Below are 22,088 nucleotides of genomic sequence, written 5' to 3' on the forward strand. Positions count from 1 at the left end.
CGGCGCGAAGCCAGCACGAGCGCGAGGCGCACGGGCACCAGTTCGGCCTCGTCGGCGGCGCAGGCCATGCCGAGGTCGGCCTGGAAATCGAGGTGGCCGAAGGCCAGCCGCAGCACCTGCGGCGCACCCGCGATGGCATCGAGCGCCGCGAGCCCCGCGGCCGATTCGATGAGCGGCACCAGCACGGCCTTCGGTCCGACCGTGGCGGCCAGCCGATGCAGTTCGTCGGCGTGCTCGGCCTTGGGAAGGACGATGCCGGCGATGAGCCCGTCGGCGATCCAGCCTGCCGCGCGCGCGCAGTCGTCGTCATGCCACGGCGTGCCGCTGGCGTTCACGCGCACAAGAAGTCGCTCTCGCCCTTCGGCGGGCAACGCCGCCAGCGAGGCGCCGAGCGCGTCGCGCGACTCGGCCTTGCGCGCGGGTGCCACGGCATCTTCGAGGTCGATGATCACGCCGCCCGCGCCCGTCGCCAGTGCCCGCGCATGGCGCTCCGGCCGGTCGGCCGGCACGAAGAGAAAGGCGCGCGCCAAGGCGAGCGCGGTGTTCGCGGGCGCGCTCATACCGCGCCGGCCGCGCGCAGCGCTGCAATCGCGTCGTCGCCACGGCCCAGGCTGCGCAGGATCGCGTCGGTGTGCTGGCCGACCGCGGGCACCGGGTCCATGCGGTAGTCGAACGCGCTCTGGCGACCGGCCGGCAGCAGCGCCGGGATGTCGCCGGCCGGCGAACCCACCTGGCGCCAGCGCTCGCGCGCCTGCAGCTGCGGGTGCGCCCACAGCCCGGCCATGTCGTTCATGCGCGCATTGGCGATCTGCGCCGTGTCGAGCCGTTCGAGCACCTGCGCCGCGCTGAGCGCGCCGAAGGTGTCGACGATGAGCGTGCGCAGCGCCTCGCGGTGTTCGTTGCGCCGCGCGTTGCTGTCGAAGCGCGGGTCGCTCGCGAGCTCGGGGCGCAGCAGCACCTTGTCGCAGAAGGCGCGCCACTCGCGCTCGTTCTGCAGGCCCAGCATCACGGTGCCGCCGTCGCTGGCGGGGAACGGGCCGTAGGGATAGATGGTGGCGTGCGAGGCGGCGCTGCGCGGCGGCGGCGGTGCGCCGTCGTAGGCGTAGTACATCGGGTAGCCCATCCACTCGGCGAGCGATTCGAGCATCGACACGTCGATGTGCGAGCCCTTGCCCGTCTTGCCGCGCTGCATCAGCGCCGCGAGGATGCCGGTGTAGGCGTACATGCCCGCCGCGATGTCGGCGATGGAGTTGCCCGACTTGCACGGGTCGTCGGGCGTGCCCGTCACCGAAAGAAAACCGGCCTCGCTCTGAATGAGCAGGTCGTAGGCCTTCTTGTCGCGGTACGGGCCGTCTTCGCCGTAGCCCGAGATGTCGCAGACGATGAGCGCGGGGTGCTTCTCCTGCAGCACCTGGGCGCCCAGGCCCATGCGCGCGGCGGCGCCGGGGGCGAGGTTCTGCACCAGCACGTCGGCGCCGGCCACCAGTTCCTGCAGCACGGCGAGCGCGGCGGGTTGCTTCAGGTCGAGCGTGAGGCTTTCCTTCGAGCGGTTGACCCACACGAAGTGCGAGGCCTCGCCGTTCACGCGCTCGTCGTAGGCGCGCGCAAAGTCGCCGCCGCCGGGGCGCTCGACCTTGATGACGCGCGCGCCGAGGTCGGCGAGCTGGCGGGTGCAGAACGGCGCCGCGATGGCGTGCTCGAGCGAGATGACGGTGATGCCGTCCAGGGGTCTTGTCATGGGCTTCTTCTTTCTTTCCTTGCGTCAGGCGAGCACGGCCGTGGCCTGCATCGTGAGCCAGCCGTCGGCGTCTTCGCCCCACAGGCTGAAGGTCTTGCCGTCGGTGCGGCCTTCGGCGGGCTTGCCGTGCACGCGGAACGGCGCGATGTCGAAGGTGGGGCGCACGGCGCGGAACTCGAAGCGCGCGAGCTGCGCATCGGCCGGCGCGTTGCGGCGCAGCAGGTCGACCAGCAGCGTCGCGATCAGCGGCCCGTGCACGATGAGGCCCGGGTAGCCCTCGACCTGCGTCACGTAGCGGCGGTCGTAGTGGATGCGGTGGCCGTTGAAGGTCAGCGCCGAGTAGCGGAACAGCAGCACGTCGTCGGGCACGAGGTCGCGGCTGAAGGTGGCGTCCTTCGGTGCGGGCGTGGGCGATGGTGCGGCCTCTCCGGGCGCGGCGGCGGCGCGGTAGACGATGTCGTGCTCTTCGGTCAGCGCGAGCCCGCGCGCGTTACGCACTTCATGGCGCATCAGCACGAACACCAGCTCGCCCGTGCGGCCAGCCTTGTGCGTGACCGAGGCGATGGTCGACGTGCGCTCGACCGCATCGCCCACCTGCAGCGGATTGCCCGGTTCCCACGTCAACCGGCCGCCGGCCCACATGCGGCGCGGCAGCGGCACGGGCGGCAGGAAGCCGCCGCGCTTCGCATGGCCGTCTTCGCCGATCTCCGACTGGCGGTGGTGCGGCAGGAAGTAGAGCCAGTGCCACAGCGCAGGCAGGCGCGTGCCCGCCTCGGGCAGCGGGTCGTCGCGGTCGAGCGTGGCGGACAGGCCGCGCACGGGCGCGGCCGTGAGGTCGTCGCGCAGCGTTTCGGTGCGGCCCTGCCAGGCCTGCAGGCGCGCGAGGGCTTCGGCGTCGATCAGGGGAGAAGTCATGTCGTGTGTGTCGGGAAGAAGGATGAGTGGCGAGGTCAGTCGACCGCGGCGCCCGAGGCCTTGACGATGCGCGCCCACTTGGCGAGGTCGGCATGCAGCAGCGCCGAGAACTGCTCGGGCGTGGTGGGCGCGGCGATCTCGACGCCTTGCTGGTCGAGCTTGTCGCGCAGGTCCTTGGCCGCGAGCGCCTTGCGCGTCGCGTCCTGCAGGGTGGCGAGCACGTCGGCCGGCACGCCCGCGGGGGCGAACAGGCCGATCCACAGCGTGCCGTTGTAGCCCGGCACCTGCTCGGCGATGGCGGGCACGTCGGGCAACACGGGCGAGCGCTTCTCGCCGCTCACGGCCAGCGCGCGCAGCTTGCCGGCCTTGATGTGCGCCAGCGCCGAAGGCAGGCTCGCGAACACGATCGGCAGCTGCCCGCCCAGCACGTCGTTGATCGCAGGCGCCACGCCCTTGTACGGCACGTGCTGCAGCGAGATGCCTCCCATGCTGTTGAGCATTTCGCCCAGCAGGTGGTTGAGCGTGCCGTTGCCGGCCGAGGCGTACTGGTAGTTGGCGCCCTTCTCGCGCGCCAGTTTCAAAAATTCGGCGAAGTTCTTCGCGGGGAACGACGGGTTCACCAGCAGCACGTTGGGCACGGCGCCGATCAGGCCGACGGGCTTGAAGTCTTTCTCGGGGTCGAAGCCCGGGTTCTTGTAGAGCGCGGGGTTGATGGCCTGGCTGCTGCTGATCGTCATGAGCAGCGTGTAGCCGTCCTTCGGGCCCTTGGCGACCAGCTGCGTGCCGATGTTGCCGCCCGCGCCGGGGCGGTTGTCGACCACCACGCTGGCGTTGTTCAGCACCTCGCCGAGCTTCTGGCCGACGAGGCGGCCGACGATGTCGTTGGTGCCGCCCGCGGCCTGGGGCACGACGAGCGTGATGGGGCGCGAGGGGTAGGTCTGGGCGGTGGCCGGGTTGGCGGCCAGCAAGGCGGTGGCGGCGAGGCCGAAGGCGATCAGCGCCTTGGCGCGAAGCCGCAAGGCGGGGGTGGTGTCGTGTGTCTCCATGGCCGCATGGTCTTCTGCCCGCCCCGCCGGCGCAATCTGCGATTTCGGAAGCCAGGCTTCTGAAATTCCGAAGGCTTGACTACCATCGCCCCATGCTCTTCGACCTCACCGACCTGCGCCTGTTCGTGGCCACGGCCGAACTCGGCAACCTCACGCGGGCGGCCGAGCGCCAGCACCTGTCGCTGGCCGCGGCCAGCGCGCGCATCAAGGCGCTCGAGACCCAGGCCGGCCTGCAGCTGCTGCAGCGCGAGGCCCGCGGCGTGCGCCTGCTGCCGCCGGGCGAAGCCTTCCTGCACCATGCCCGGCTGGTGCTGCACCAGGCCGACCAGCTGCGCGCCGACCTGCTCGAGTACGGCGGCGGCCTGCGCGGCCACCTGCGCGTGTTCGCCAACACCACGGCGGTGACCGATTTCCTGCCCGAGATCCTGCCCGGCTTCCTGGCCGCCAACCCGCGCATCAACGTCGACCTTCAGGAAAAACCGAATGCTCAGATCCCGCGTGGCGTGCGCGACGGGCGCGCCGACATTGGCATCGTCGCGGGCCAGATGGACACGCTGGGCCTGGACACCATCCACTTCAGCACCGACCGGCTGGTGCTCGTCACCTCGCGCCAGCACCGCTTTGCGCGGCGGCGCCGCATCTCGTTCGCCGAGACGCTCGACGAAGACGCCATCGGCATGCAACAGGGCAGCACGCTGCAGGCCTTCCTGGGGCAGATCACCGACCACCTGGGCAAGCGCCAGAAGCTGCGCATCCAGCTCGGCAGCTTCGATGCCATGTGCCGGATGATCGGCAGCGGCGTGGGCATCGGCGTGGTGCCCGAGTCGGCCGCGCGGCGCAACCAGGAGAGCATGGGGCTCGCGCTGGTCGAGCTCAGCGACCCGTGGTGCGTGCGCGAGCGCTACCTGCTCGTGCGCGACCGCGCCGCCCTGCCCGTCTACGCCCAGGCGTTGGTCGAGACCTTGTGCAAGCACTACGCCGAGGCGCAGGCCGAAGCCGGCTGACGGCCCGATTTCCGGCCAAAAACAGGCACTTGCAGGCGGCTTGTGAGAAACCCGATGTCTTCCCCATTTTCTGTGCACAACTTTGGGGGTAAGTCAGGAGCAGCGTTGTAAAGCGATTGCAAGTCATTGTTTTATAAAGGGAATAGTTATTCTGCTTAAAATTTTTGCAGTGCACAAGTCTGGCGACCGATGGGTCCAAAAATGGCTCTAAAACAGGAAAGTCAAGCGAAAAAACAGGGGGTTGCCTGTGCTAGGCCGCCCTTTGAAACCAACGACTTGCCGCCGGTTGTGAAGAAGTCCGCTTCAATCCCCACTTTCTGTGGGCAACTTTGGGGGTAACTGGGGTGGAGCTTTGTAAAACGAATGCAAGTTGTTGTTTTACAAAAGGATTCCACACTTTGCTCAATTTTTGAGCGGTGAACAAGAGCGTCAGCCCGTCGGGTGACCGTCGCCCAAATGAATCCAAAGGTTCTCAGCACACCGAATCGGGTCGATGCGAGGCGAGAAAGAGGGCCGCTACAGTCGCCCTGACATGCTCGAAGCCCTCAGCTCCCCCTGGTCCTGCCTCGGTGCCATCGCCGGGCTGCTGATCGCCCTGGGGGTTCATTGGCTGGCCCCGGCCGACATCGACACGGTGCACGCCGGCGCGTGGCTGGTGGGCATCGGCTGGCTCGCGGGCCTGGCCTGGGACCTCGTGGCTTCGGACCGATCGAAGTAAGCCGCAGGCGAGCGCCGCTACAGCGCGCACAAAAAAGGGAGGGGAGGCAGCGGCCCTTGCGAGCCCCTGCCTCCCCTCCCCGTACCGGTTCACCCGGTGATCAGGCTCAGCGCTCGATCGTCAGCGCCACGCCCATGCCGCCGCCGATGCACAGCGAGGCGATGCCCTTCTTGGCGTTCTGGCGCTGCATTTCGTGCAGCAGCGTCACCAGGATGCGGCAGCCCGACGCGCCGATGGGGTGGCCGATGGCGATGGCGCCGCCGTTCACGTTCACCTTGTTCACGTCCCAGCCCATTTCGCGGTTCACGGCGCAGGCCTGTGCGGCGAAGGCTTCGTTGATCTCGAGCAGGTCGAGGTCGGCGGCCTTCCAGCCGGCGCGCTGCAGCGCCTTCTGCGACGCCGGCACGGGGCCCATGCCCATGATGGTCGGATCGAGGCCGGCGGTGGCGTAGCTGGCGATACGGCCCAGCGGCTTCAGGCCCAGGGCGGCGGCCTTCTTGGCCGTCATGACCATCACGGCAGCGGCGCCGTCGTTCAGGCCCGAGGCATTGCCCGCGGTCACGCCGCCGGCCTTGTCGAAGGCGGGGCGCAGGCCGGCCAGCACTTCGGCATTGGTCTTGCGGTTGATGAACTCGTCCTGGTTGAAGACGATGGGGTCGCCCTTCTTCTGCGGAATGCTCACGCCGACGATCTCGTCCTTGAACTTGCCGGCGTCCTGCGCGGCGGCGGCCTTGGTCTGGCTGGCCAGGGCCAGTTCGTCCTGCGAGGCGCGGTCGATGTTGTACTTCTTGGCCACGTTCTCGGCCGTGATGCCCATGTGGTACTGGTTGTACACGTCCCACAGGCCGTCGACGATCATGGTGTCGACCAGCTTCCAGTCGCCCATGCGCTGGCCGTTGCGCGAGTTGGGCAGCACGTGCGGCGCCATGCTCATGTTTTCCTGGCCGCCGGCGATCACGATTTCGCTGTCGCCCGTGGCCACGGCCTGCGCCGCCAGCATCACGGCCTTCAGGCCCGAGCCGCACACGGCGTTGATGGTGAGCGCCGGCGTTTCCTTGGTGCCGCCGCCCTTGAGCCAGGCCTGGCGCGCGGGGTTCTGGCCGGCACCGGCCGCGAGCACCTGGCCCATGATGGCCTCGCCCACCTGGTCGGCCGTGAGGTTGGCGCGCGCGATCACTTCCTTGATCACGAGGGCGCCCAGCTCGGTGGCGGGAATGCCGGCGAGCGAGCCGCCGAATTTGCCGACCGCCGTACGCGCAGCCGAAACGATGACGATGTCTTCCATGAGGTTCTCTCCGTTGAGGTGATTTGAAATCGGTTGCGATCTTGCGGAAGCTGGCGCCCGTTCAGGCCTTGGCCTTCACGTAGCGTCCCGGCGCCGGTTCGATGGCCTTGTAGGCCTTGCCGTTGCCGTAGCCCTTGGGCGCGGGGATCTGCTTGCCCGCGTGGCCCTTGAGCCATTGTGCCCAGTCGGTCCACCAGCTGCCCGGCCGCTCCTGCGCGCCGGCCAGCCATTCGGGCTGGGTCTTGGGAAACTTGCCGTCCTCGCGCAGCCAGTGGCTGCGCTTGTTCTTGGCGGGCGGGTTGATCACGCCGGCGATGTGGCCCGAAGCGCCCATCACGAAGCGCTTCTTGCCCGTGAGCAATTGCGTGGAGGTGTAGGCGCCGCCGATGGGCACGATGTGGTCTTCGCGCGAGCCGTAGATGTAGGCTGGGATATCGATCTTGCCCAGGTCGACCTTCTCGCCGCAGACGGTGAGCGCATTCGGCTTGGCCAGCTTGTTCTCGTGGTACGTGTTGCGCAGGTACCAGGCGTAGAACGGGCCCGGCAGGTTGGTCGCGTCGCTGTTCCAGTACAGCAGGTCGAAGGCCGGCGGCGTTTCGCCCTTGAGGTAGTTGCCGACCACGTAGTTCCACACCAGGTCGTTCGGGCGCAGGAAGCTGAAGGTCGAGGCCAGGTCGCCGCCGGGCAGCAGGCCGCCCTTGCCCAATTGCATCTCGCGGTACGCCACCATGGGCTCGTCCACGAAGATGTCGAGGATGCCGGTGTCGCTGAAATCGAGGAAGGTGGTCAGCAGCGTGACCGAGGCGGCCGGCTTCTCGCCGCGCGCCGCGAGCACGGCCAGCGCGGTGCTCAGGATGGTGCCGCCCACGCAGAAGCCCAGCGCGTTGATCTGCTTGCTGCCGCTGATCTCCTGCACCGTGTGAATCGCCTTGATGGCGGCGTTCTCGATGTAGTCGTCCCAGGTGGCCTGGGCCAGTGACTCGTCGGGGTTGCGCCAGCTCACCACGAACACGCGGTGGCCCTGCTCGTTCGCATAGCGGATGAGCGAGTTGTCGGGCTGCAGGTCGAGGATGTAGAACTTGTTGATGCACGGCGGCACCAGCAGGAACGGCCGCTCGTACACCTTGGCGGTGAGCGGCTTGTATTCGAGCAGCTGGAAATAGTCGTTCTCGAACACCACGGCGCCTTCGGTGGTGGCCACGTTGCGCCCCACTTCGAAGGCGCTTTCGTCGGTCATGCTGACGTGGCCCTGCTTCATGTCGTGCAGCAGGTTCTGGATGCCCTTGGCGATGCTCTCGCCCTGCGTGTCGATGGCTTTCTTCTGCGCCTCGGCATTGAAGGCGAGCGAGTTGCTGGGCGAGGCCGCGGCCATCCACTGCTCGACCGCGAAGCGCAGGCGCGCCTTGGTCTTGTCGTCGGCGTCGATGGCCTCGGCCATGCGCATCATGGTGCGGCCGTTGAGCAGGTACACCGCGGCCGAGAAGGCCGCCAGCGGGTTGCTGCCCCAGGCCTCGGCGGCAAAGCGCTTGTCGCCCTCGGGCCGGGCACCGAAGCCGCGGCGCCAGAGGTCGGTGGCGTCACTCAGGTACTGCTGCTGGATGGACTGCAGCTGCTCGGGATCGATGGAGAACTTCGGCAGCTCGGGCATGGCGGCTGCGCCCGGGAATTGCGCCATTTGTGGCAATTGCCATAGCGGCGTGCCGCCGACGTCGAAAGCGGCGGAACCTCCTGGACCTGCAGCTTTCTGGAAAGCCTCCATGGCCTGGGTCCAGCCCTGCGTGAGGGCTTTTTGAAAGGGCGCGAACGCATCGGCCCCCGTGTCTTGTTGCTTCATCATGTCTCCTGGCCGTGGCCTGGGTCGATACGAACGGATGGCTTGCGTGTTTTGAGTATGCTGCATTCGCAAGGCACTCACAACGCCGCGCTTTCACTAATCCCTTGAAACAAAACGTCTGCGCCTGTGTTCATCCATTTGATCGTGATCGGCTGGCTCTATGTGGCCGTGATGATGGCGGTGGCCGAGGCCACCAACACCACCGGCACGGTGCTGGGCGCCATCTTCACATTTCTTCTTTACGGCCTCGCGCCGGTGGCGCTGGTGATCTACCTGATGGCCACGCCGGCGCGCCGGCGGGCGATCAAGGAACGCGAGGCGCAAGCGCAGGAGGCCGCGCGCCGCGCCGCCGCGGAGGCTGCGGCTTCAGACCTTCCAGACCAGCGCAGCGAAGCGCCCGCTGACGCCGTCGCGCCGGTGCGAAAAGAACCGTGACGGCTGCGCGACCGTGCACCACGCATCGCCGCTGTCGTTGCCGTGAAGCGACTCGACACCCACCGCACGCAGCCGCTGCCGCGCGAGCGCAGGCAAATCGGCCAGCCACTTGCCTTCGCCTGCTGCGGGCGTGAAGCACGACGCCGCCTCGGGCGACTGCGCCTCGAAGGCGGCCTTGACTTCCGCCCCCACCTCGAAGGCCTTCGGGCCGATGCACGGGCCGAGCCAGGCCATGAGGCGCGGCGCGCCTTCATCCTGCGCGAAGGCGCGCACGGTCTGCTCGAGCACGCCACCGGCGAGCCCGCGCCAGCCCGCATGCGCGGCGGCCACGCGATGGCCGCGTTCGTCGGTGAAGAGCACGGGCAGGCAGTCGGCCACCATGACCGTGCAGGCGCGTGCGGTGGTCGTGGCCGTGCAGGCATCGGCGACGGTGCCATCGGGCACGGCATCGTCGAGCGACACCAGCCCCGTGCCATGCACCTGCTGCAGGAACACCGGCCGCGTGCCGATCGCCTGTTGCAGCCGGCGGCGGTTCTCGGCGACGTGCGCGGCGTCGTCGGCCACGTGGTCGCCGAGGTTCAGGCTCTCATAGCGCCCGGTCGACACGCCGCCGTCGCGCGTGGTGCACAGCGCGCGCACGTTCGGCGGCGCGGGCCACTCGGGCACCAGCCATTGCGGATTCATCGCGACGTGCCGGCTCAGGGTTCCGCGTCGGGCGACTGCGAGGGCTGCGCGCGCTGGAAGGCGTCGAGCTTCATGCAGGCGTCGAAGGCGGCCATGGTGCGCGGCAGGCCGCTGAAGTCGCAGTCGAAGCGGCGGCCATTGAAGATCTGCGGCACGAGGCAGCAGTCGGCGATGGTGGGCGTGTCGCCCCAGCAGTAGGTGCCGCCCGGGTGCTGCGCGAGCTGGCGCTCGAACGACAGCAGGCCGTCGCGCACCCAGTGGCGGTACCAGGTGTTCTTGGCTTCGTCGTCGACCTTCAGTTCCTTCACGAGGTACTTGAGCACGCGCAGGTTGTTCAGCGGGTGGATCTCGCAGGCGATCGACTGCGCCAGCGCGCGCACATGGGCGCGGCCCACCGGGTCGCTGGGCAACAGCGCCGGCTCAGGGTGCGTTTCGTCCAGGTACTCGATGATGGCCATCGACTGCGAGAAGCGCTCGCCCTCGTCCTCGAGCAGCGGCACGAGCATGTCGGCCGAGATCGCCGAGTACGGGCCGGTGCGGTGTTCGCCGCGTGCGATGTGCACGGGCACGTAGTCGTAGTCCAGGCCCTTGAGATTCAGGGCGATGCGCACGCGGAACGAGGCGGAGGAGCGGAAATAGTTATGCAGCTTCATGATTTCTCGAGGATAGCGCCCTCTCAGGAGCGTGGTGTGGCCGGGAGCGCGCAGCGAAAGTCGCGCAGCCGGGCTTCGGGGTTGTCTTGCTGCCACGCATCGAGCAGGCCGCGCGCCGCGGCTTCTTCGCGTGCGGCGATGCCCAGGTGCCACGGCCCCTCGGCCGCGGGTGGTTCGCCGGGCGCGTGGTTGTGCTGGTCGTCGGGCCGGCCCTCGGAGCAGGCCTTGCACAGCACCTGCATGCTGCTGGTCCAGTTCTCGGCGCTGAGGCCCGCTTCCTCGAAGCGGCGCACCAGCGCATCGATCGCCTCGGCCTGCACCTCTTCGACGAACACTTCGTAGGTCGCGTGGTCCGACGGTGCGATCAGCGCGAGCGCGTCGAACACCGGCACCTCGCGCTCGCCGCGGCGGCGGTAGCCGTTGGCGGCGCCGTCGTGCAGCACCAGGTCGCCGTAGCGGTGGCCGCTGGCGGGCGTGGGCACGTTTCGCAGGATGGCGCGCGCCGGGTCGATGCGGTCGGCCCAGACCACCTCGCTGGCCTCGTCGCCGTGCACGCGGATGGGCGTGAGGCCGACGAAATAGTCGACCGGCCCTTCACCGTCCGGGATGCCGATGCCGTACTGGCGCCACGCGCGCCGCGCCGTGGGCCAGTCGCCCAGCGCGGTGGCCGCGATGCCCAGGTTCCACAGCGCGCCCTCGTTGCCCGGCTCGCACTGCACGGCGCGGGCGTTGGCCTGCAACGATGCGGCCCAGTCGCCGCGGTACTTGTGGATGAGCCCGACGTTGTACCAGGGCGCCGACCAGTACGGATGGATGGCGCTGGCCTGCGCATAGGCGGCCAGGGCGCCGTCCTGGTCGCCGGCCTCGTCGCGTTCGCGGCCGAGTTCGTTGAAGGCGGTGGCCTTGCCGGCTTTGCCGAGTCGGATGGGCATGGTGGAGCGAGGGAGAAAAGAGGTCGGGAAAGGGGTCGGGGAAACGCGCAGAAGCGCCTATTGTGGGCCGCCGCAAAATCCCGAGTCCGGCGTGCCGGCAAGCCCGTGCCGCCTCTGGCACACTGCCGGTCTCCCCTCCCGCTTCGCTGAAAAAGGACACCTTCCCATGGCTTCCGAGTTTGTTTTCGCCCCGCCGGCCACCGTTTCGGTGCCGGTGGCCGGTCAGCCCGCACGCTTCCCGGTGCACCGCATCTACTGCGTGGGCCGCAACTACGAAGATCACGCCAAGGAAATGGGTTTCACCGGCCGCGAACCGCCCTTCTTCTTCATGAAGCCGGCCGATGCGCTGGTGACGGTCGATGCGGGCCAGACCGGCACCATGGCCTACCCCACGCTCACGAAGAACCTGCACCACGAGATCGAACTCGTGGTGGCCATCGGCACCGGCGGCAAGAACATCCAGGCGGCCGACGCGCACAAGCACATCTACGGCTACGCCGTGGGCCTGGACATGACGCGCCGCGACCTGCAGAACGACATGAAGAAGCAGGGCCGCCCCTGGGACATCGGCAAGAGCTTCGAGCAGAGCGCGCCCATCGGCCCGATCGTGCCCGTGGCGCAGGCCGGCAACGCCGAGCAGGCCGAAATCTCGCTGCAGGTGAACGGCGCCGACCGCCAGCGCAGCACCGTGAGCAAGCTGATCTGGAACGTGGCCGAGACCATCGAGCACCTGTCGGCGGCCTGGGAGCTGCAGCCCGGCGACCTGATCTTCACGGGCACGCCCGAGGGCGTCGCGGCCGTGGTGGCCGGCGACACGCTGGTGGGCCAGGTCGCAGGCCTGCCCACGCTGACCGTCAAGATCGTCTGACGCCCGCGCGGTCCCGCTTCATGCTCCTTCGCGTACCCATCAAGCATTGCAAGAACTGCGGCACGGCGGTGGTCTACCGCGTGCCGGACGACGGCGACACCAAGCAGCGCGCGGTGTGCCCGGCCTGCCACACGATCCATTACGAGAACCCGCTGAACGTGGTGGGCACCATCCCCGTGCTGGGCGACAAGGTGCTGCTGTGCAAGCGCAACATCGAGCCGCGCTGGGGCAAGTGGACGCTGCCCGCGGGCTTCATGGAGCTCGAGGAAACCACCGCCGAAGGCGCGGCCCGCGAGACCGACGAGGAGGCCGGCGCGAACTTCGAGATCGAGGGCCTGTTCGCCGTGATCAGCGTGGTGCGCGTGGGCCAAGTCCACATGTTCTACCGCGCCCGCCTGCTCGACGACCGCTTCGACCCGGGCCACGAGACGATCGAGGCGCGCCTGTTCACCGAGGACGAGATTCCCTGGGACGAGATCGCCTTTCGCACCGTGCGCCAGGCGCTCGAACATTACTTCGAAGACCGCAAGCGCGGCAGCTTCGACCGCGTCCACGAACTCAGCATCGTTTGAAAAATTTCCCCATGCTCAAGACCCTGCGCGCCACCCTCCTCTGTGGCGCCAGCCTCGGCTTCGCACTCGCGGCTTCGGCGGCCAAGGCCGACACGGTCGGCGAGGTCGACACCGCCTTCAAGCTCATCGGCCCGGACCACAAGATCGTGGTCGAGGCCTACGACGACCCGAAGGTCAGCGGCGTCACCTGCTATGTCTCGCGCGCCAGGACCGGCGGCATCGCCGGCGCCTTCGGCGTGGCCGAGGACAAGGCCGAGGCCTCCATCGCCTGCCGCCAGGTCGGTCCGGTGAGCATCACGCAGCCGCTGCCCAAGCGCGAAGAGGTCTACAGCGAACGCCTGTCGGTGCTCTTCAAGCGCCTGCGCGTGGTGCGCATGGTCGATCCCAAGCGCAACACGCTGGTCTACCTGACCTACTCCGACCTGCTGATCGACGGCTCGCCCAAGAACAGCGTGACGGCCGTGCCGGTCGATCGCGGCACGCCGATTCCGCTCAAGTGAAGGGGCTGCTGAAGGGCTCGGCGATGCGAGTTTGCTAGCATCGTCCGAGCGGCCGACACCGACGTGTCGGCCTTTGACGGAACCCTCCGCAACGAATCCGTTCCAACAGCGTCATGCACCTTCAGACTTTTGTTTTCCGAACCGCCGCCACGCTGCTCGTGGCTGGGGGCATTGCCGCCTGCACCACGCCCGGCCCCACGCCGCCGCAGCAGCCTGTTCCAGGCGCCACGCCGCCGCCGCCGCGCCAGGCGCTGTTCATCCGCCCCGCCGCCGGCACCACCGTGGGCCGCTTCGACGGCGTGCGCAACAAGGGCCTGGACATCGCGGGCAACCTGGGCGACCCCATCGTGGCCTCGGCCGACGGCCGCGTGGTGTACGTGGGCGGCGAACTGCGCTCCTACGGCAACATGGTCATCGTGAAACACAACGAAACCTTCCTCACGGCCTACGCCCACGCGAAGACCATCCTCGTGAAGGAAGGCGCCGTGGTGCGCCAGGGCCAGAAGATCGCCGAAATGGGCAACAGCGAATCCGACCGCGTGAAGCTGCATTTCGAGATCCGCAAGAACGGCACCGCCGTCGATCCCGAACCGTACCTCAACGGCCGTTTGCAGCAGTAAACGTAAAAGCCGTTACAGCAGGCTTTCGGGCACCAGGGGCGCCAGCAGCTCCAGCCGCCAGCGGGCCCAGAAATGGGTCTCGGGTTCGGTGTGCAGGATGGTGTCCGCCCCATCGCCCGACGCCGGGTTCACCCACTCGATGCCGCCGCGCGGCCCCAGCTGCAGCTGGTAGGCGCCGTCCAGCCGCATGAAACCGATCAGACTCGTGAGCTGCTGAGCGATCTGCGGGCTGAAGATGAAGAGGCCAATCTCGGTGTTGTGCAGCGCCGAGCGCGGATCGAAGTTCATCGAGCCGACGAACACCACCTGCCCGTCGATCACCGCCGACTTGCCGTGCAGCCGCCCGCTGGCCGAGCCGTAGATGCCGAAGCGCTTCGTCTGCTCCACGCGCTTGGGGCTCAGCTCGTACAACTCCACGCCCAGGCGCAGCATCTGCGCGCGATAGCGCCGGTAGCCGATGTGCACCAGCGACTCGTCGGTGGCCGCCAGCGAATTGGTGACGATGGTGTAGCCCACGCCGTTGCCGCGCACGATCTGCATCGTCTCCATGCCGCCGCGCCCTGGGATCAGGTACGGCGTGGTCAGCAGCACCCCGTGCTGTGCGCCGCGCAGGTAGCGCTGCACGTTGTAGAGCACGCTGTCGGCGGCCTGGTCGGCCGGCAGCCCGCGCCCTTCGTCGGTGGGCGCCAGCGCCTTGGCGGGCGCGTCGGCGTACGCCTCGGCGCGGGCCCAGCTCAACGCGAGCTTGCCGGCGTTGAGGTCCTTGGCCAGCGGGTTGTGGCCCAGCAGGTCGGTCGATTCGGGCTCTTCGGGGTGCAGCGTCTCGGGGCCCGTGGTGAGCCGGTCGAAGCGCTCGCGCAGCGCCTGCGCCGACTCGTTGCCGCGCGGCACCAGCGACTCGATGGGGTAGACGTACAGGCTGTTCCAGTACATGTCGAACAGCGAGGACAGCCGGGGCACCACGGCGCCGGCCACCAGCGTGTCGATGTCGATGAAGTTGGAGCCGCCGTCGCGCAGGAAATACTCGTTGGCGATGTTGCGCCCGCCCATGACTGCCATCGTGTTGTCGACCACGAACAGCTTGTTGTGCATGCGCCGGTGCACGCGGTCGAAGTCCAGGATCGACCAGGCCCAGCGCGTGCCGAAGCGCGAGCGCCCGGCCGGAAACGGGTTGAACAGGCGCACCTCGACGTTCGGGTGCGACGCAAAACTGGTGAACAGCGGATCGGCGCCCGCCGTGTACAGGTCGTCCACCAGGAGGCGCACGCGCACGCCGCGGTCGGCCGCGTCGCGCAGTGTGCGCAGCAGGTAGCGGCCGGTCTCGTCGTTCTGCACGAGGTAGTACTGCACGTCGATGGAGCGCTGCGCGCGGCGCGCCAGCTCGATGCGCGCGTGCAGCGAGAACTGCGGCATCGGCAGCAGGCGAAAGCCGCTGAGCGGCTCGCCCGGCGGCGCGGCGGCCTGCACGAGCCGGCCCAGCGCGGTGTCGGCGCCGTCGGTGATGGCAGTCGAGGGCTTGCGCACCACCTCGGTCGGCAGGCCGGCGCAACCGGCGAGCACGAGCATCGCCAGGCTGCACAGCAGCCAGGCGAACCACCGGGCGCGCGGCACGTCAGCCCGGGGGGACAGGTTGCGCATGAACGACAGGATTTGGGAAGGACAAGGGCACGGAGCGAAGGTGAAAAAACGCCGCTGCCGCGCGGCGCGGTGCACGACCGCGCCCACGGGTGGCGGTTTCTACCATGGGCGGCGCGAGCGCGCAGCCGGTGCCTTCGTCAGTGCCCGCGTTCAGGCGACCACTGACGCACGAAGTGCTCCGCGCGCACGTTCGCGCGCGCCACGGCCGAGTCCCACGACAGCTGCTGGGTGATGACCAGCGCGCAGCGCGGAATGCCGTCCAGGCTCAACGCCGCGATGCCGGCGTAGGTGCCCTTCGGGGTGCGCGTGAGTTCGAACCATCCCGTCCAGCCACCTGGCACGTGGAGGTCGAGTCGGGTGAAGTCCATGATGAATTCATCATAGGCCTTTAGTTTTCAATTGAGAACATTGAGTACGAAAGCAACGGCTCAGGCATGCATGTCCGAGCGACGACCGGTCGGCAGGCGCTGCAGCGCCTGGCGCAGCGTGGAATCCACCCGCCGCAGCGACAGCCCGTGCCGCACCGCCACCTCGTGCCGCGTCAGCTCGTGCACGCGCAAGGCCACGAAGATGTCTTGATGGCGGTGCGGCAGCCCCTGCATCGCGCGTTCGACCGCCTTCAGGTCGGAGCGCGCCTCGGCGATCAGCTCGGGCCCCGGTGCGTGATCGGCCACCTGGGCCAGCGTGTCGTCCGCCTCGCCGGTGTACTGCCAGGGACGCTCGGCGCGCAGGCGGTCCATGGCGGCATTGCAGGCCACGCGGAAGATATAGGCCACGGGGTTGTGCAAGGCATCCGTGAAGGCGGCCTCGGCCAGACGCAGCCAGGCATCGTGCAGGCTTTCGGTGGCGGCGTCGGCACACCCCAGGTGCAGCGACAGCCGCCGGTGCAACTGCGCGTAGTGCGCCACCAGCAGTTGCTGGACGTCCGGTGGCGCAGGGGCGGTCCCCACGGCATCGCCGCGGGGCAGCAGGCAGGCGTGCGACATGGTGCGTCGCCGCCTAGCGGCCGCGCGGCAGGCCGCGCCGTTCGGGCTCGTTCAGGCGCGTCAGCTGCGCGTCGGTGAGCGCACCGTGCCCCACCATCTGGACGAAGCCCGACGGGTCGTAGCTCGCCTGCTCCGCCGGCCTGCGCCGCACCTCGGGGGCCTCGGGCGCGCCGGCCGCGGGCTCGTTGCCGAAGCCCAGCACGCGCACCGAGAACACCGACGGCAGGCTCTGGCGCGCCGCCGCGCGTTCGCGCTGCATCACGTCCTGCGCCGCCGCCGTGGCCTGCGAGGCCGCGGCGCTGGCATTGGTCAGTGCACCGACATTCACCGACGCCACCACCGGCAGCCCCGTGCTCTTGCCCTGCACCGCCATGTTGTCGGCATTCACGATCTGCAGCGCCGCCAGGTTCACGTTGCCCGACACGCGAATGCCCGCCTCACCCGCGTCGATGGTGCCCAGCGGCGCGATCAGGTCGATGTCGCCGGCCGGCACCTCCGGAATCGGGTTCAGCGTGGCAATGCCCGCGCCCGTGCTCGGCACGTCCGACGACAGCACCACGTTGCCCCAACGGTCGTACACGCGCTTGGGCGGCGTGTAGACCACGGTGGTCTTCGAGCCCCGGCCCGCGTTGATGTCGCCTTCGGCCGACCAGCCCAGCACGCTGCCGCCGAAGGTGGTCATGATCCGGCTCTGGCCCAGCAGGATGCTGCCCAGCGCGTACAGAGAAATGTCGCCCGCGCCCTGCGTGATGACGCCCGGAATCAGCGTGCCCACGGCCTGGGGCGCCGCGCCCTCGATGCCGAACACCTGGCGTCCGCCCGGCGTGAGCAGCGCGATGTCGCCGCCGAACAGCGTGTTGATGCCGGCCGCGCCGAACATCGTGATGTCGCCCCTGTAGCTGGTGCCCGGGAACAGCGACGCGATGGCGTTGCGCCCGCGCAGGTAGCTGCCGTAGCGCACGCCGGCCTCGTCGTTGTATTCGCGCCCGCCCTCCTTCAGCTCGGCGAAGTACACGCCGCGCAGGTAGCTGCGCTGCTGTTCCGGCGGCAGTGCATTGAAGAAGGCCAACGCCTCCTGTGCGCCGCCCGTGCCGCCGTAGCCCTGCGAGGCTTCGAGCCAGTTCACGAGGTACAGCTGGCTCGCCTGCCGGTAGTCGTTGGCGAGCACGCGGCGCGGCGTGCCGGTGTCCGCGTCGAGACTGGCTTGCCGCTGCGCCATCCAGGCCGCCGCGCCGTTGTCGTCGCCGCTGTAGCCATGCTCGGCGCGCAGCCAGTCGCCCAGCGTGAGCTGGCGGTTGTAGTTCTTCACCACCTTGCCGGCCTGGTCGGCCAGCGGCTGGCCGCTCTGCATCAGGTGGGCCGGGTCGAGGTAACGCTGCGCGAAGCCCGCGTAGTCGGGCCCGTGGGCGCCCACGCCGGCCAACATCGCGATGCCCGCACCGGGCCGGCTGTCGCCCGGCACCACAGCGCCGAGGCTGCTGACCGAGGCCCTGTTCTCCATGCGGATGTCGCGCCCGGCCGTGATCTCCAGCGTGCCGGGGCCGGCCACGTTGAAGGTGCTGAACAGGATGTCGCGGCCTGCCGAGACCACCGAGATGTCGCCCGGCCTTGCGTGCGCGAACAGGTTGCCGCTGCTCTCGAAGTAGGTCTGCGCCACGCCGCTCGAAGCCTCGGCCTGGCCGACGGGCGTGCCGCTCGCGACGATGTCGCGCCCGGCCCGCATCCACACCGGTTGCGCGCCCTCGTACCAGGTCTGGCCGGCACGCGTCGCGTCGTCAGGCCCGAAGCGCAGGATGCGCCCGCTGCTCACGCCGACCAGGTCGCCGTGCACGGCGTAGAAGCGCGCCGGCTGCGTGCCCACCGCTTCACCCGACACCGTGTTGGGGCCGAAGGCGAACAGCGGACGCACGCCGCCGCCGGCCAGGTTGTTGCCACCCGACAGGTTGCCTAGCACCGTGCCGTCGCTGGCGGTGCCCTGGAACGCCGGACGCCGCGGCGTCGCCAGCGCAGAGGCCGCCGCGCCCGACTGGCTCACGGTGTTGCCTCCCGCATAGATCGAGTCGCTGGCCAGGAACTCCAGCGTGCCGTAGGCCGAGGGCGCCAGCACCAGCGGCGTGCCCGTGCCGGTGTTGTCGAAGGTCGCCGCATCGCCATAGAACAGGCTGCCGCTGGCGGCCACCGCACTCAGGATCGAGGGGTACACGAAGGCCGAGTCGGTCACGGGCACGCCCGCGCCACCCGTCACCGGCACCAGGTTGCCGCCTGCGCCGAAGAGGCGGATGGCCGTGTGCGGTGTCCACAGGGTGAACCAGCTCTGGCCCCGTCCTTCCAGGCCGTTGGCGCTGAACGGCGTGGCATTGGGGAGGTCGACGCGCGTCGGATCGATCACCCCCTTGACCACCAGGTCGCCACGCGTGGCGAGCGTGTAGTTCGCATCGCCCGGGGCCAACACGATGCCGCCTTGCGCCATGCCGCGGGTTGCCGTGTAGAGGTCGTAGGCGCGGGTCTCGCGGGGCGACTGCGCCCGCTCGGAGAGCCCATAGACCCGGGGCAGGCTGCCGAGGGTGCCGGCCTGCAGCTGCACGTCGCCCCGAAGGTTGACGATGGCCCCGTTGAGCCCGGCGTCGGAGTCGCCACCGGCACCCTCGACGTAGGGCGTGTGGAGCGGATTGAAGGCGCCTCCCACGCGCACGAGCACGTCGCCACCGCCCGTCAGGCTCAGGCTGCCGTCGGCCAGCACACGGCCGGTGCCGCCCACCGCCAGCACCAGGCCCTGGCTGCGCCGGCTGTCGGTGGACGAATCTGTCTTGGCGCCGCGCCGTCCCTGCAGGCCCGCGTTGCCGCCCACGTCCACGCGCAGGTCGCCGCCGCCCAGCGTGCCGAAGCCGGTGAAGCCGAGCAACTTGTCGGCCGCCCCGGTCGTGCCGACATACGAGCCGAAGTTGATCCACCACGCCGTGGGCTGGTCCTGCGCGCCGCCGAAGCTGTCGCCCGTGCCCTGGCGCCACAGCCAGTTGCCGATGGCGCCGCTGCTGAAGCCCTTGTCGGCAGGATTCGGCCGCCCATAGCCGCTGCCGCCGGCGGTCAGCGTCATGTCGCCGGTCAGGTCGCCGCCGGCCTGGAGCGTCAGGTTGCCGCCGGAGGCGGGGTACCAGGCGCGTGCCAGGTTCTGCGTGCCGCCATCGACGAACTTCTCGTAGCCACCGCTCGCGTCGTTGAGCACCGTGCCCTTGGCGCCCACCGCGCGCGGCAGGTTGTAGGGGTCGCCGGCCCGCGTGGCCTGCGACGAGGCGCCGGCGGTGTACACGCCGAACAGCGAATCCATGCGCAGGTTGCCGGCGGCCAGCAGGTCGAGATCGGCCGCGCCGGTGCGCACCACGCTGAAGCGCGTGCTGCCCGGCAGGTAGCTGTACTCCGGGGCGGTGATGACGCAATAGCTGGGAAGGTCCACGCAAAGCTCCGGGTACTGGATGTCCGCGAAATCGATGGGCTTGCCAGCCATGCTCTCGTCGCCCACGAAGTTGATGGACCCTTCCACGCTCCACAACGCGCCGCCGGGCTTCAGCTTGCCGAACATGCCGTAGTGGCTGTCCGCCAGCCGCAGGTTGCCCCGGCCCGCCGCCGGATGCACCTGCACGATGCGGTTGTCCGCCGCGTTCAGGTCTGCACCCGCGGCCAGCCGCACCGACCACGACTGCGAACCTTCAGGCAGCATCGCCGCCGCGGCCCACAGCCTGCCGGCACCGTCCGGACGCAGATTCACCGAGGTCACGCCGGCGGGCAGCTTGATGTTGGTCGCGGCCGGGAGCAGCGCGCCCAGCGGCAGCGTGAGGGCGCCGTTGAGCACGAACTTCTTGCCGTCGCCGGGCAGCGGCACGCCCTTGGGCCACACCACGCCCGACAGCGTGGCCGCCGACGGCAGGCGCATGCCGGCCCCCAGGCGCGTGCCCACCGGCAGCGTCACGTTGGCGCCGCCCACGATGCTGCCCGCTGCGAACAGCAGCGTGCCCGAGGCGTCGTGCACGTCGGCGCTCAGCACCGTGCCCACCTTCAGTTCGAGCGCCTTGGCCAGCACGCTGGCCACCGGCATCACCTGCCCGGCCCCGAAGGCCGTCGACTTGATCGGCAGGTCGTAGTTGAGCGTGCCGGCGCCCCCCTCGAAGGTCGTGCCGTCGGCCAGCACCACGCCGCCGCGCGGCAGCACGGTGTCGCCGCGCAGCAGGTTGACGCCCGGCAGCAGCAGCCAGCCGCCGTCGTCCGGCGTGGCGGGCGGCGGCGCAAAGCCGTCGTTGATGCTGCCGAAGATGTCGAGGTTGCCGCCCGCGCGCAGGGCCAGCGCGCCCACCTCGCCCGAGCCGTACACGCCGGTCTTTTGCGTGTGCGGATTGGCGCTGGCGTAGCGGTAGCCCGACAGGTCGATGTCGCCCTGCACCACCAGGTCGCCGCCGGAGGTCTTGCTCACGATCTGCACGCCGGGGCGCAGGTGGAAGGCATCGGCATAGCGCGCGTTGTTCAGGCCTGCGAGCTTGCCGTTCATCAGCGCGCCGTTGGCCAGCGCGTTGTCGATGAAGACGGTGCTCTGCAGGTGCTTGGCGTCGAGGTACGCTTGGTCGATGACCTGGTAGGGCCGGCCGGTGGCCGCGGCGTCGGTGCCGAAGCGAGCATCGTCGTAGCGCCACATGCCGTTCACGGCGATGGAGCGCGCGCCCTCGATGGCGATGCTGCCGCTGGCGTCGATGCGGATGTCGCCGACGGTCTCGCCGGTGCGGCCCGCGTTGAGCTCCAGCGTGCCGCGCGCCCTGCCGTCGTTCTGGCCCGGTTCGCCGCCCACCTGGGCGTCGGTGCCGTGGCGCAGGTCGATGCCGGAACCCGAGGCCAGCGTGAGCTGCCCGTCGTTCGACGTGAGCTCCACCATCGCGCGGTTCGGCGAATCGATGATCTGGCCGTGGCTGTCCACGCGCAGCGTGCGGCCGTGCGCGTCGAGCACCGCGCTGCCGGCCAGCGTGAGGTTGTGCTTCGCGGCCAGGCTGATGCGGCCCACGCGCTCGCCGCTCGCGTCGATGGTGCCGTTCACGGTGAGGCTGCCGTTGTCGAGCGACACGTTCACCTCGCCGGCCTTCAAACCGTCGCCGATGACAAGGTCGCCCTGGCGCAACTGGAAGCTGCGCGCGCCGAACACGCCGCCGTCGTTCAGCCGCTGGTTGAGCGCCGCGAACTCGGCATCGCCGAGCTGCCGCGCGCGCACGTCCACGCTGCCCGCCGCGAACGGCACCCGCGTGCCGCCCGCGTCGTAGTGGCCGCTGCTCGCGCCGAGGATGCGGCCCTGCAGATCGACGGCGCCGGCCGCATCGTCGAGCGCCATCGCCTTCAGCGTGCCGGCGCGGTTGTTCTGCGCCGAGATGTCGATCACCGAACCCGCCGCCTGCCGCAGGTTGCCGTGCAGGCTTTCGAGCACCACGTCGCCGCCGGCGCTGTACCTGCTCAGGTCGTTGAACACCACCTCGCGGCCCGACAGGTCGAGCACCGCGCGGTCGGTCAGCACGAGGTCGCGTTCGGCGCTCAGCGTGAGCTTGCCGCTGGGCAGCGCCACGGCGGTGTCCAGCGTCAGGTCGCGCCCGCGCAGGCTCAGCTCGGCGCCCAGCGCCGCATCGCCGGTGGCC

General features: G+C 69.5%; 20 protein-coding genes. 7 read left to right on the forward strand and 13 right to left on the reverse strand.

The window, feature by feature from the left end; all coding sequences use genetic code 11:
- The 4 genes from VBO01S_RS24385 to VBO01S_RS24400 all read right to left on the reverse strand — a co-directional run.
- On the reverse strand, positions 1 to 560 hold a 560-nt coding region (locus VBO01S_RS24385; RefSeq protein ID WP_062480249.1), incomplete at its 3' end, for an HpcH/HpaI aldolase/citrate lyase family protein.
- Positions 557 to 1,738, reverse strand: a complete 1,182-nt coding sequence (locus VBO01S_RS24390) for a CaiB/BaiF CoA transferase family protein (RefSeq protein ID WP_062480251.1) — start codon at positions 1,736 to 1,738, stop codon at positions 557 to 559. The genes VBO01S_RS24385 and VBO01S_RS24390, both read right to left, overlap by 4 nt.
- A 24-nt stretch (positions 1,739 to 1,762) precedes the next feature.
- Entirely contained in the window at positions 1,763 to 2,653 is an 891-nt protein-coding gene (locus tag VBO01S_RS24395) for an HTD2 family dehydratase (protein ID WP_062480253.1), read from the reverse strand.
- A 35-nt stretch (positions 2,654 to 2,688) separates the two neighbouring features.
- Positions 2,689 to 3,699, reverse strand: a complete 1,011-nt coding sequence (locus VBO01S_RS24400; protein WP_062480255.1) for a tripartite tricarboxylate transporter substrate binding protein — start codon at positions 3,697 to 3,699, stop codon at positions 2,689 to 2,691.
- 92 nt (positions 3,700 to 3,791) lie between these two features.
- Between VBO01S_RS24400 and VBO01S_RS24405 the strand changes: the two genes are divergently transcribed.
- Positions 3,792 to 4,703, forward strand: coding sequence for a LysR family transcriptional regulator (locus VBO01S_RS24405; RefSeq protein WP_062480260.1), 912 nt, complete (start codon positions 3,792 to 3,794; stop codon positions 4,701 to 4,703).
- Positions 4,704 to 5,235: 532 nt separating this feature from the next.
- A complete protein-coding gene (locus VBO01S_RS24410) occupies positions 5,236 to 5,421 on the forward strand; it encodes a hypothetical protein (RefSeq protein WP_062480263.1) in 186 nt (61 codons plus the stop codon).
- A gap of 106 nt (positions 5,422 to 5,527) precedes the next feature.
- Here the strand turns inward: VBO01S_RS24410 and VBO01S_RS24415 are convergent, their stop codons facing one another.
- Together VBO01S_RS24415 and phaC are read right to left on the reverse strand one after the other, a co-directional pair.
- Positions 5,528 to 6,706: an acetyl-CoA C-acetyltransferase gene (locus VBO01S_RS24415; RefSeq protein WP_062480264.1), complete on the reverse strand. Its 1,179-nt coding sequence runs from the start codon at positions 6,704 to 6,706 to the stop codon at positions 5,528 to 5,530.
- Between the two features lie 61 nt (positions 6,707 to 6,767).
- Positions 6,768 to 8,540, reverse strand: a complete 1,773-nt coding sequence (gene phaC / locus VBO01S_RS24420; RefSeq protein ID WP_062480266.1) for a class I poly(R)-hydroxyalkanoic acid synthase — start codon at positions 8,538 to 8,540, stop codon at positions 6,768 to 6,770.
- A 126-nt stretch (positions 8,541 to 8,666) separates the two neighbouring features.
- On the opposite strand from phaC, the gene VBO01S_RS24425 reads away from it, so the two are divergent.
- Positions 8,667 to 8,975 carry a hypothetical protein gene (locus tag VBO01S_RS24425; protein ID WP_082818261.1) on the forward strand — a complete coding sequence of 103 codons (309 nt, stop codon included), beginning with the start codon at positions 8,667 to 8,669 and terminating at the stop codon, positions 8,973 to 8,975.
- On the opposite strand, the gene pgeF is transcribed toward VBO01S_RS24425, so the two are convergent.
- The 3 genes from pgeF to VBO01S_RS24440 are packed head-to-tail and all read right to left on the reverse strand — an operon-like array spanning position 8,907 to position 11,244.
- Positions 8,907 to 9,659: a peptidoglycan editing factor PgeF gene (gene pgeF, locus VBO01S_RS24430; protein WP_082818262.1), complete on the reverse strand. Its 753-nt coding sequence runs from the start codon at positions 9,657 to 9,659 to the stop codon at positions 8,907 to 8,909. The two genes, VBO01S_RS24425 and pgeF, sit on opposite strands and share 69 nt — an antisense overlap.
- Before the next feature lie 14 nt (positions 9,660 to 9,673).
- A complete protein-coding gene (maiA, locus tag VBO01S_RS24435) occupies positions 9,674 to 10,312 on the reverse strand; it encodes a maleylacetoacetate isomerase (protein ID WP_062480269.1) in 639 nt (212 codons plus the stop codon).
- A 23-nt stretch (positions 10,313 to 10,335) separates the two neighbouring features.
- Positions 10,336 to 11,244 carry a tetratricopeptide repeat protein gene (locus VBO01S_RS24440; RefSeq protein ID WP_062480271.1) on the reverse strand — a complete coding sequence of 303 codons (909 nt, stop codon included), beginning with the start codon at positions 11,242 to 11,244 and terminating at the stop codon, positions 10,336 to 10,338.
- A 166-nt stretch (positions 11,245 to 11,410) separates the two neighbouring features.
- Between VBO01S_RS24440 and VBO01S_RS24445 the strand changes: the two genes are divergently transcribed.
- The 4 genes from VBO01S_RS24445 to VBO01S_RS24460 all read left to right on the forward strand — a co-directional run bounded on the left by VBO01S_RS24445 (position 11,411) and on the right by VBO01S_RS24460 (position 13,804).
- Positions 11,411 to 12,112, forward strand: coding sequence for a fumarylacetoacetate hydrolase family protein (locus VBO01S_RS24445; RefSeq protein ID WP_062480273.1), 702 nt, complete (start codon positions 11,411 to 11,413; stop codon positions 12,110 to 12,112).
- A 20-nt stretch (positions 12,113 to 12,132) separates the two neighbouring features.
- Positions 12,133 to 12,684 carry an NUDIX hydrolase gene (locus VBO01S_RS24450; RefSeq protein WP_062480276.1) on the forward strand — a complete coding sequence of 184 codons (552 nt, stop codon included), beginning with the start codon at positions 12,133 to 12,135 and terminating at the stop codon, positions 12,682 to 12,684.
- A gap of 11 nt (positions 12,685 to 12,695) precedes the next feature.
- Positions 12,696 to 13,184, forward strand: a complete 489-nt coding sequence (locus VBO01S_RS24455; RefSeq protein ID WP_062480278.1) for a CreA family protein — start codon at positions 12,696 to 12,698, stop codon at positions 13,182 to 13,184.
- A gap of 113 nt (positions 13,185 to 13,297) precedes the next feature.
- On the forward strand, positions 13,298 to 13,804 hold the full coding sequence (locus VBO01S_RS24460) for a murein hydrolase activator EnvC family protein (protein ID WP_062480281.1): 507 nt from the start codon (positions 13,298 to 13,300) through the stop codon (positions 13,802 to 13,804).
- A 12-nt stretch (positions 13,805 to 13,816) separates the two neighbouring features.
- On the opposite strand, the gene VBO01S_RS24465 is transcribed toward VBO01S_RS24460, so the two are convergent.
- The 4 genes from VBO01S_RS24465 to VBO01S_RS33275 all read right to left on the reverse strand — a co-directional run.
- Positions 13,817 to 15,442, reverse strand: a complete 1,626-nt coding sequence (locus VBO01S_RS24465) for a phospholipase D family protein (protein ID WP_062480286.1) — start codon at positions 15,440 to 15,442, stop codon at positions 13,817 to 13,819.
- A gap of 137 nt (positions 15,443 to 15,579) precedes the next feature.
- Positions 15,580 to 15,810, reverse strand: coding sequence for a hypothetical protein (locus VBO01S_RS24470; RefSeq protein ID WP_062480288.1), 231 nt, complete (start codon positions 15,808 to 15,810; stop codon positions 15,580 to 15,582).
- 60 nt (positions 15,811 to 15,870) lie between these two features.
- On the reverse strand, positions 15,871 to 16,428 hold the full coding sequence (locus VBO01S_RS24475; protein ID WP_062480289.1) for an RNA polymerase sigma factor: 558 nt from the start codon (positions 16,426 to 16,428) through the stop codon (positions 15,871 to 15,873).
- Between the two features lie 13 nt (positions 16,429 to 16,441).
- Positions 16,442 to 22,088, reverse strand: a 5,647-nt coding sequence (locus tag VBO01S_RS33275; RefSeq protein ID WP_169805083.1) for a filamentous hemagglutinin family protein, incomplete at its 5' end; no start/stop codon positions are given.

Origin of the sequence: Variovorax boronicumulans NBRC 103145, from assembly GCF_001591345.1 — a bacterium.
Classification (GTDB): domain Bacteria; phylum Pseudomonadota; class Gammaproteobacteria; order Burkholderiales; family Burkholderiaceae_C; genus Variovorax; species Variovorax boronicumulans.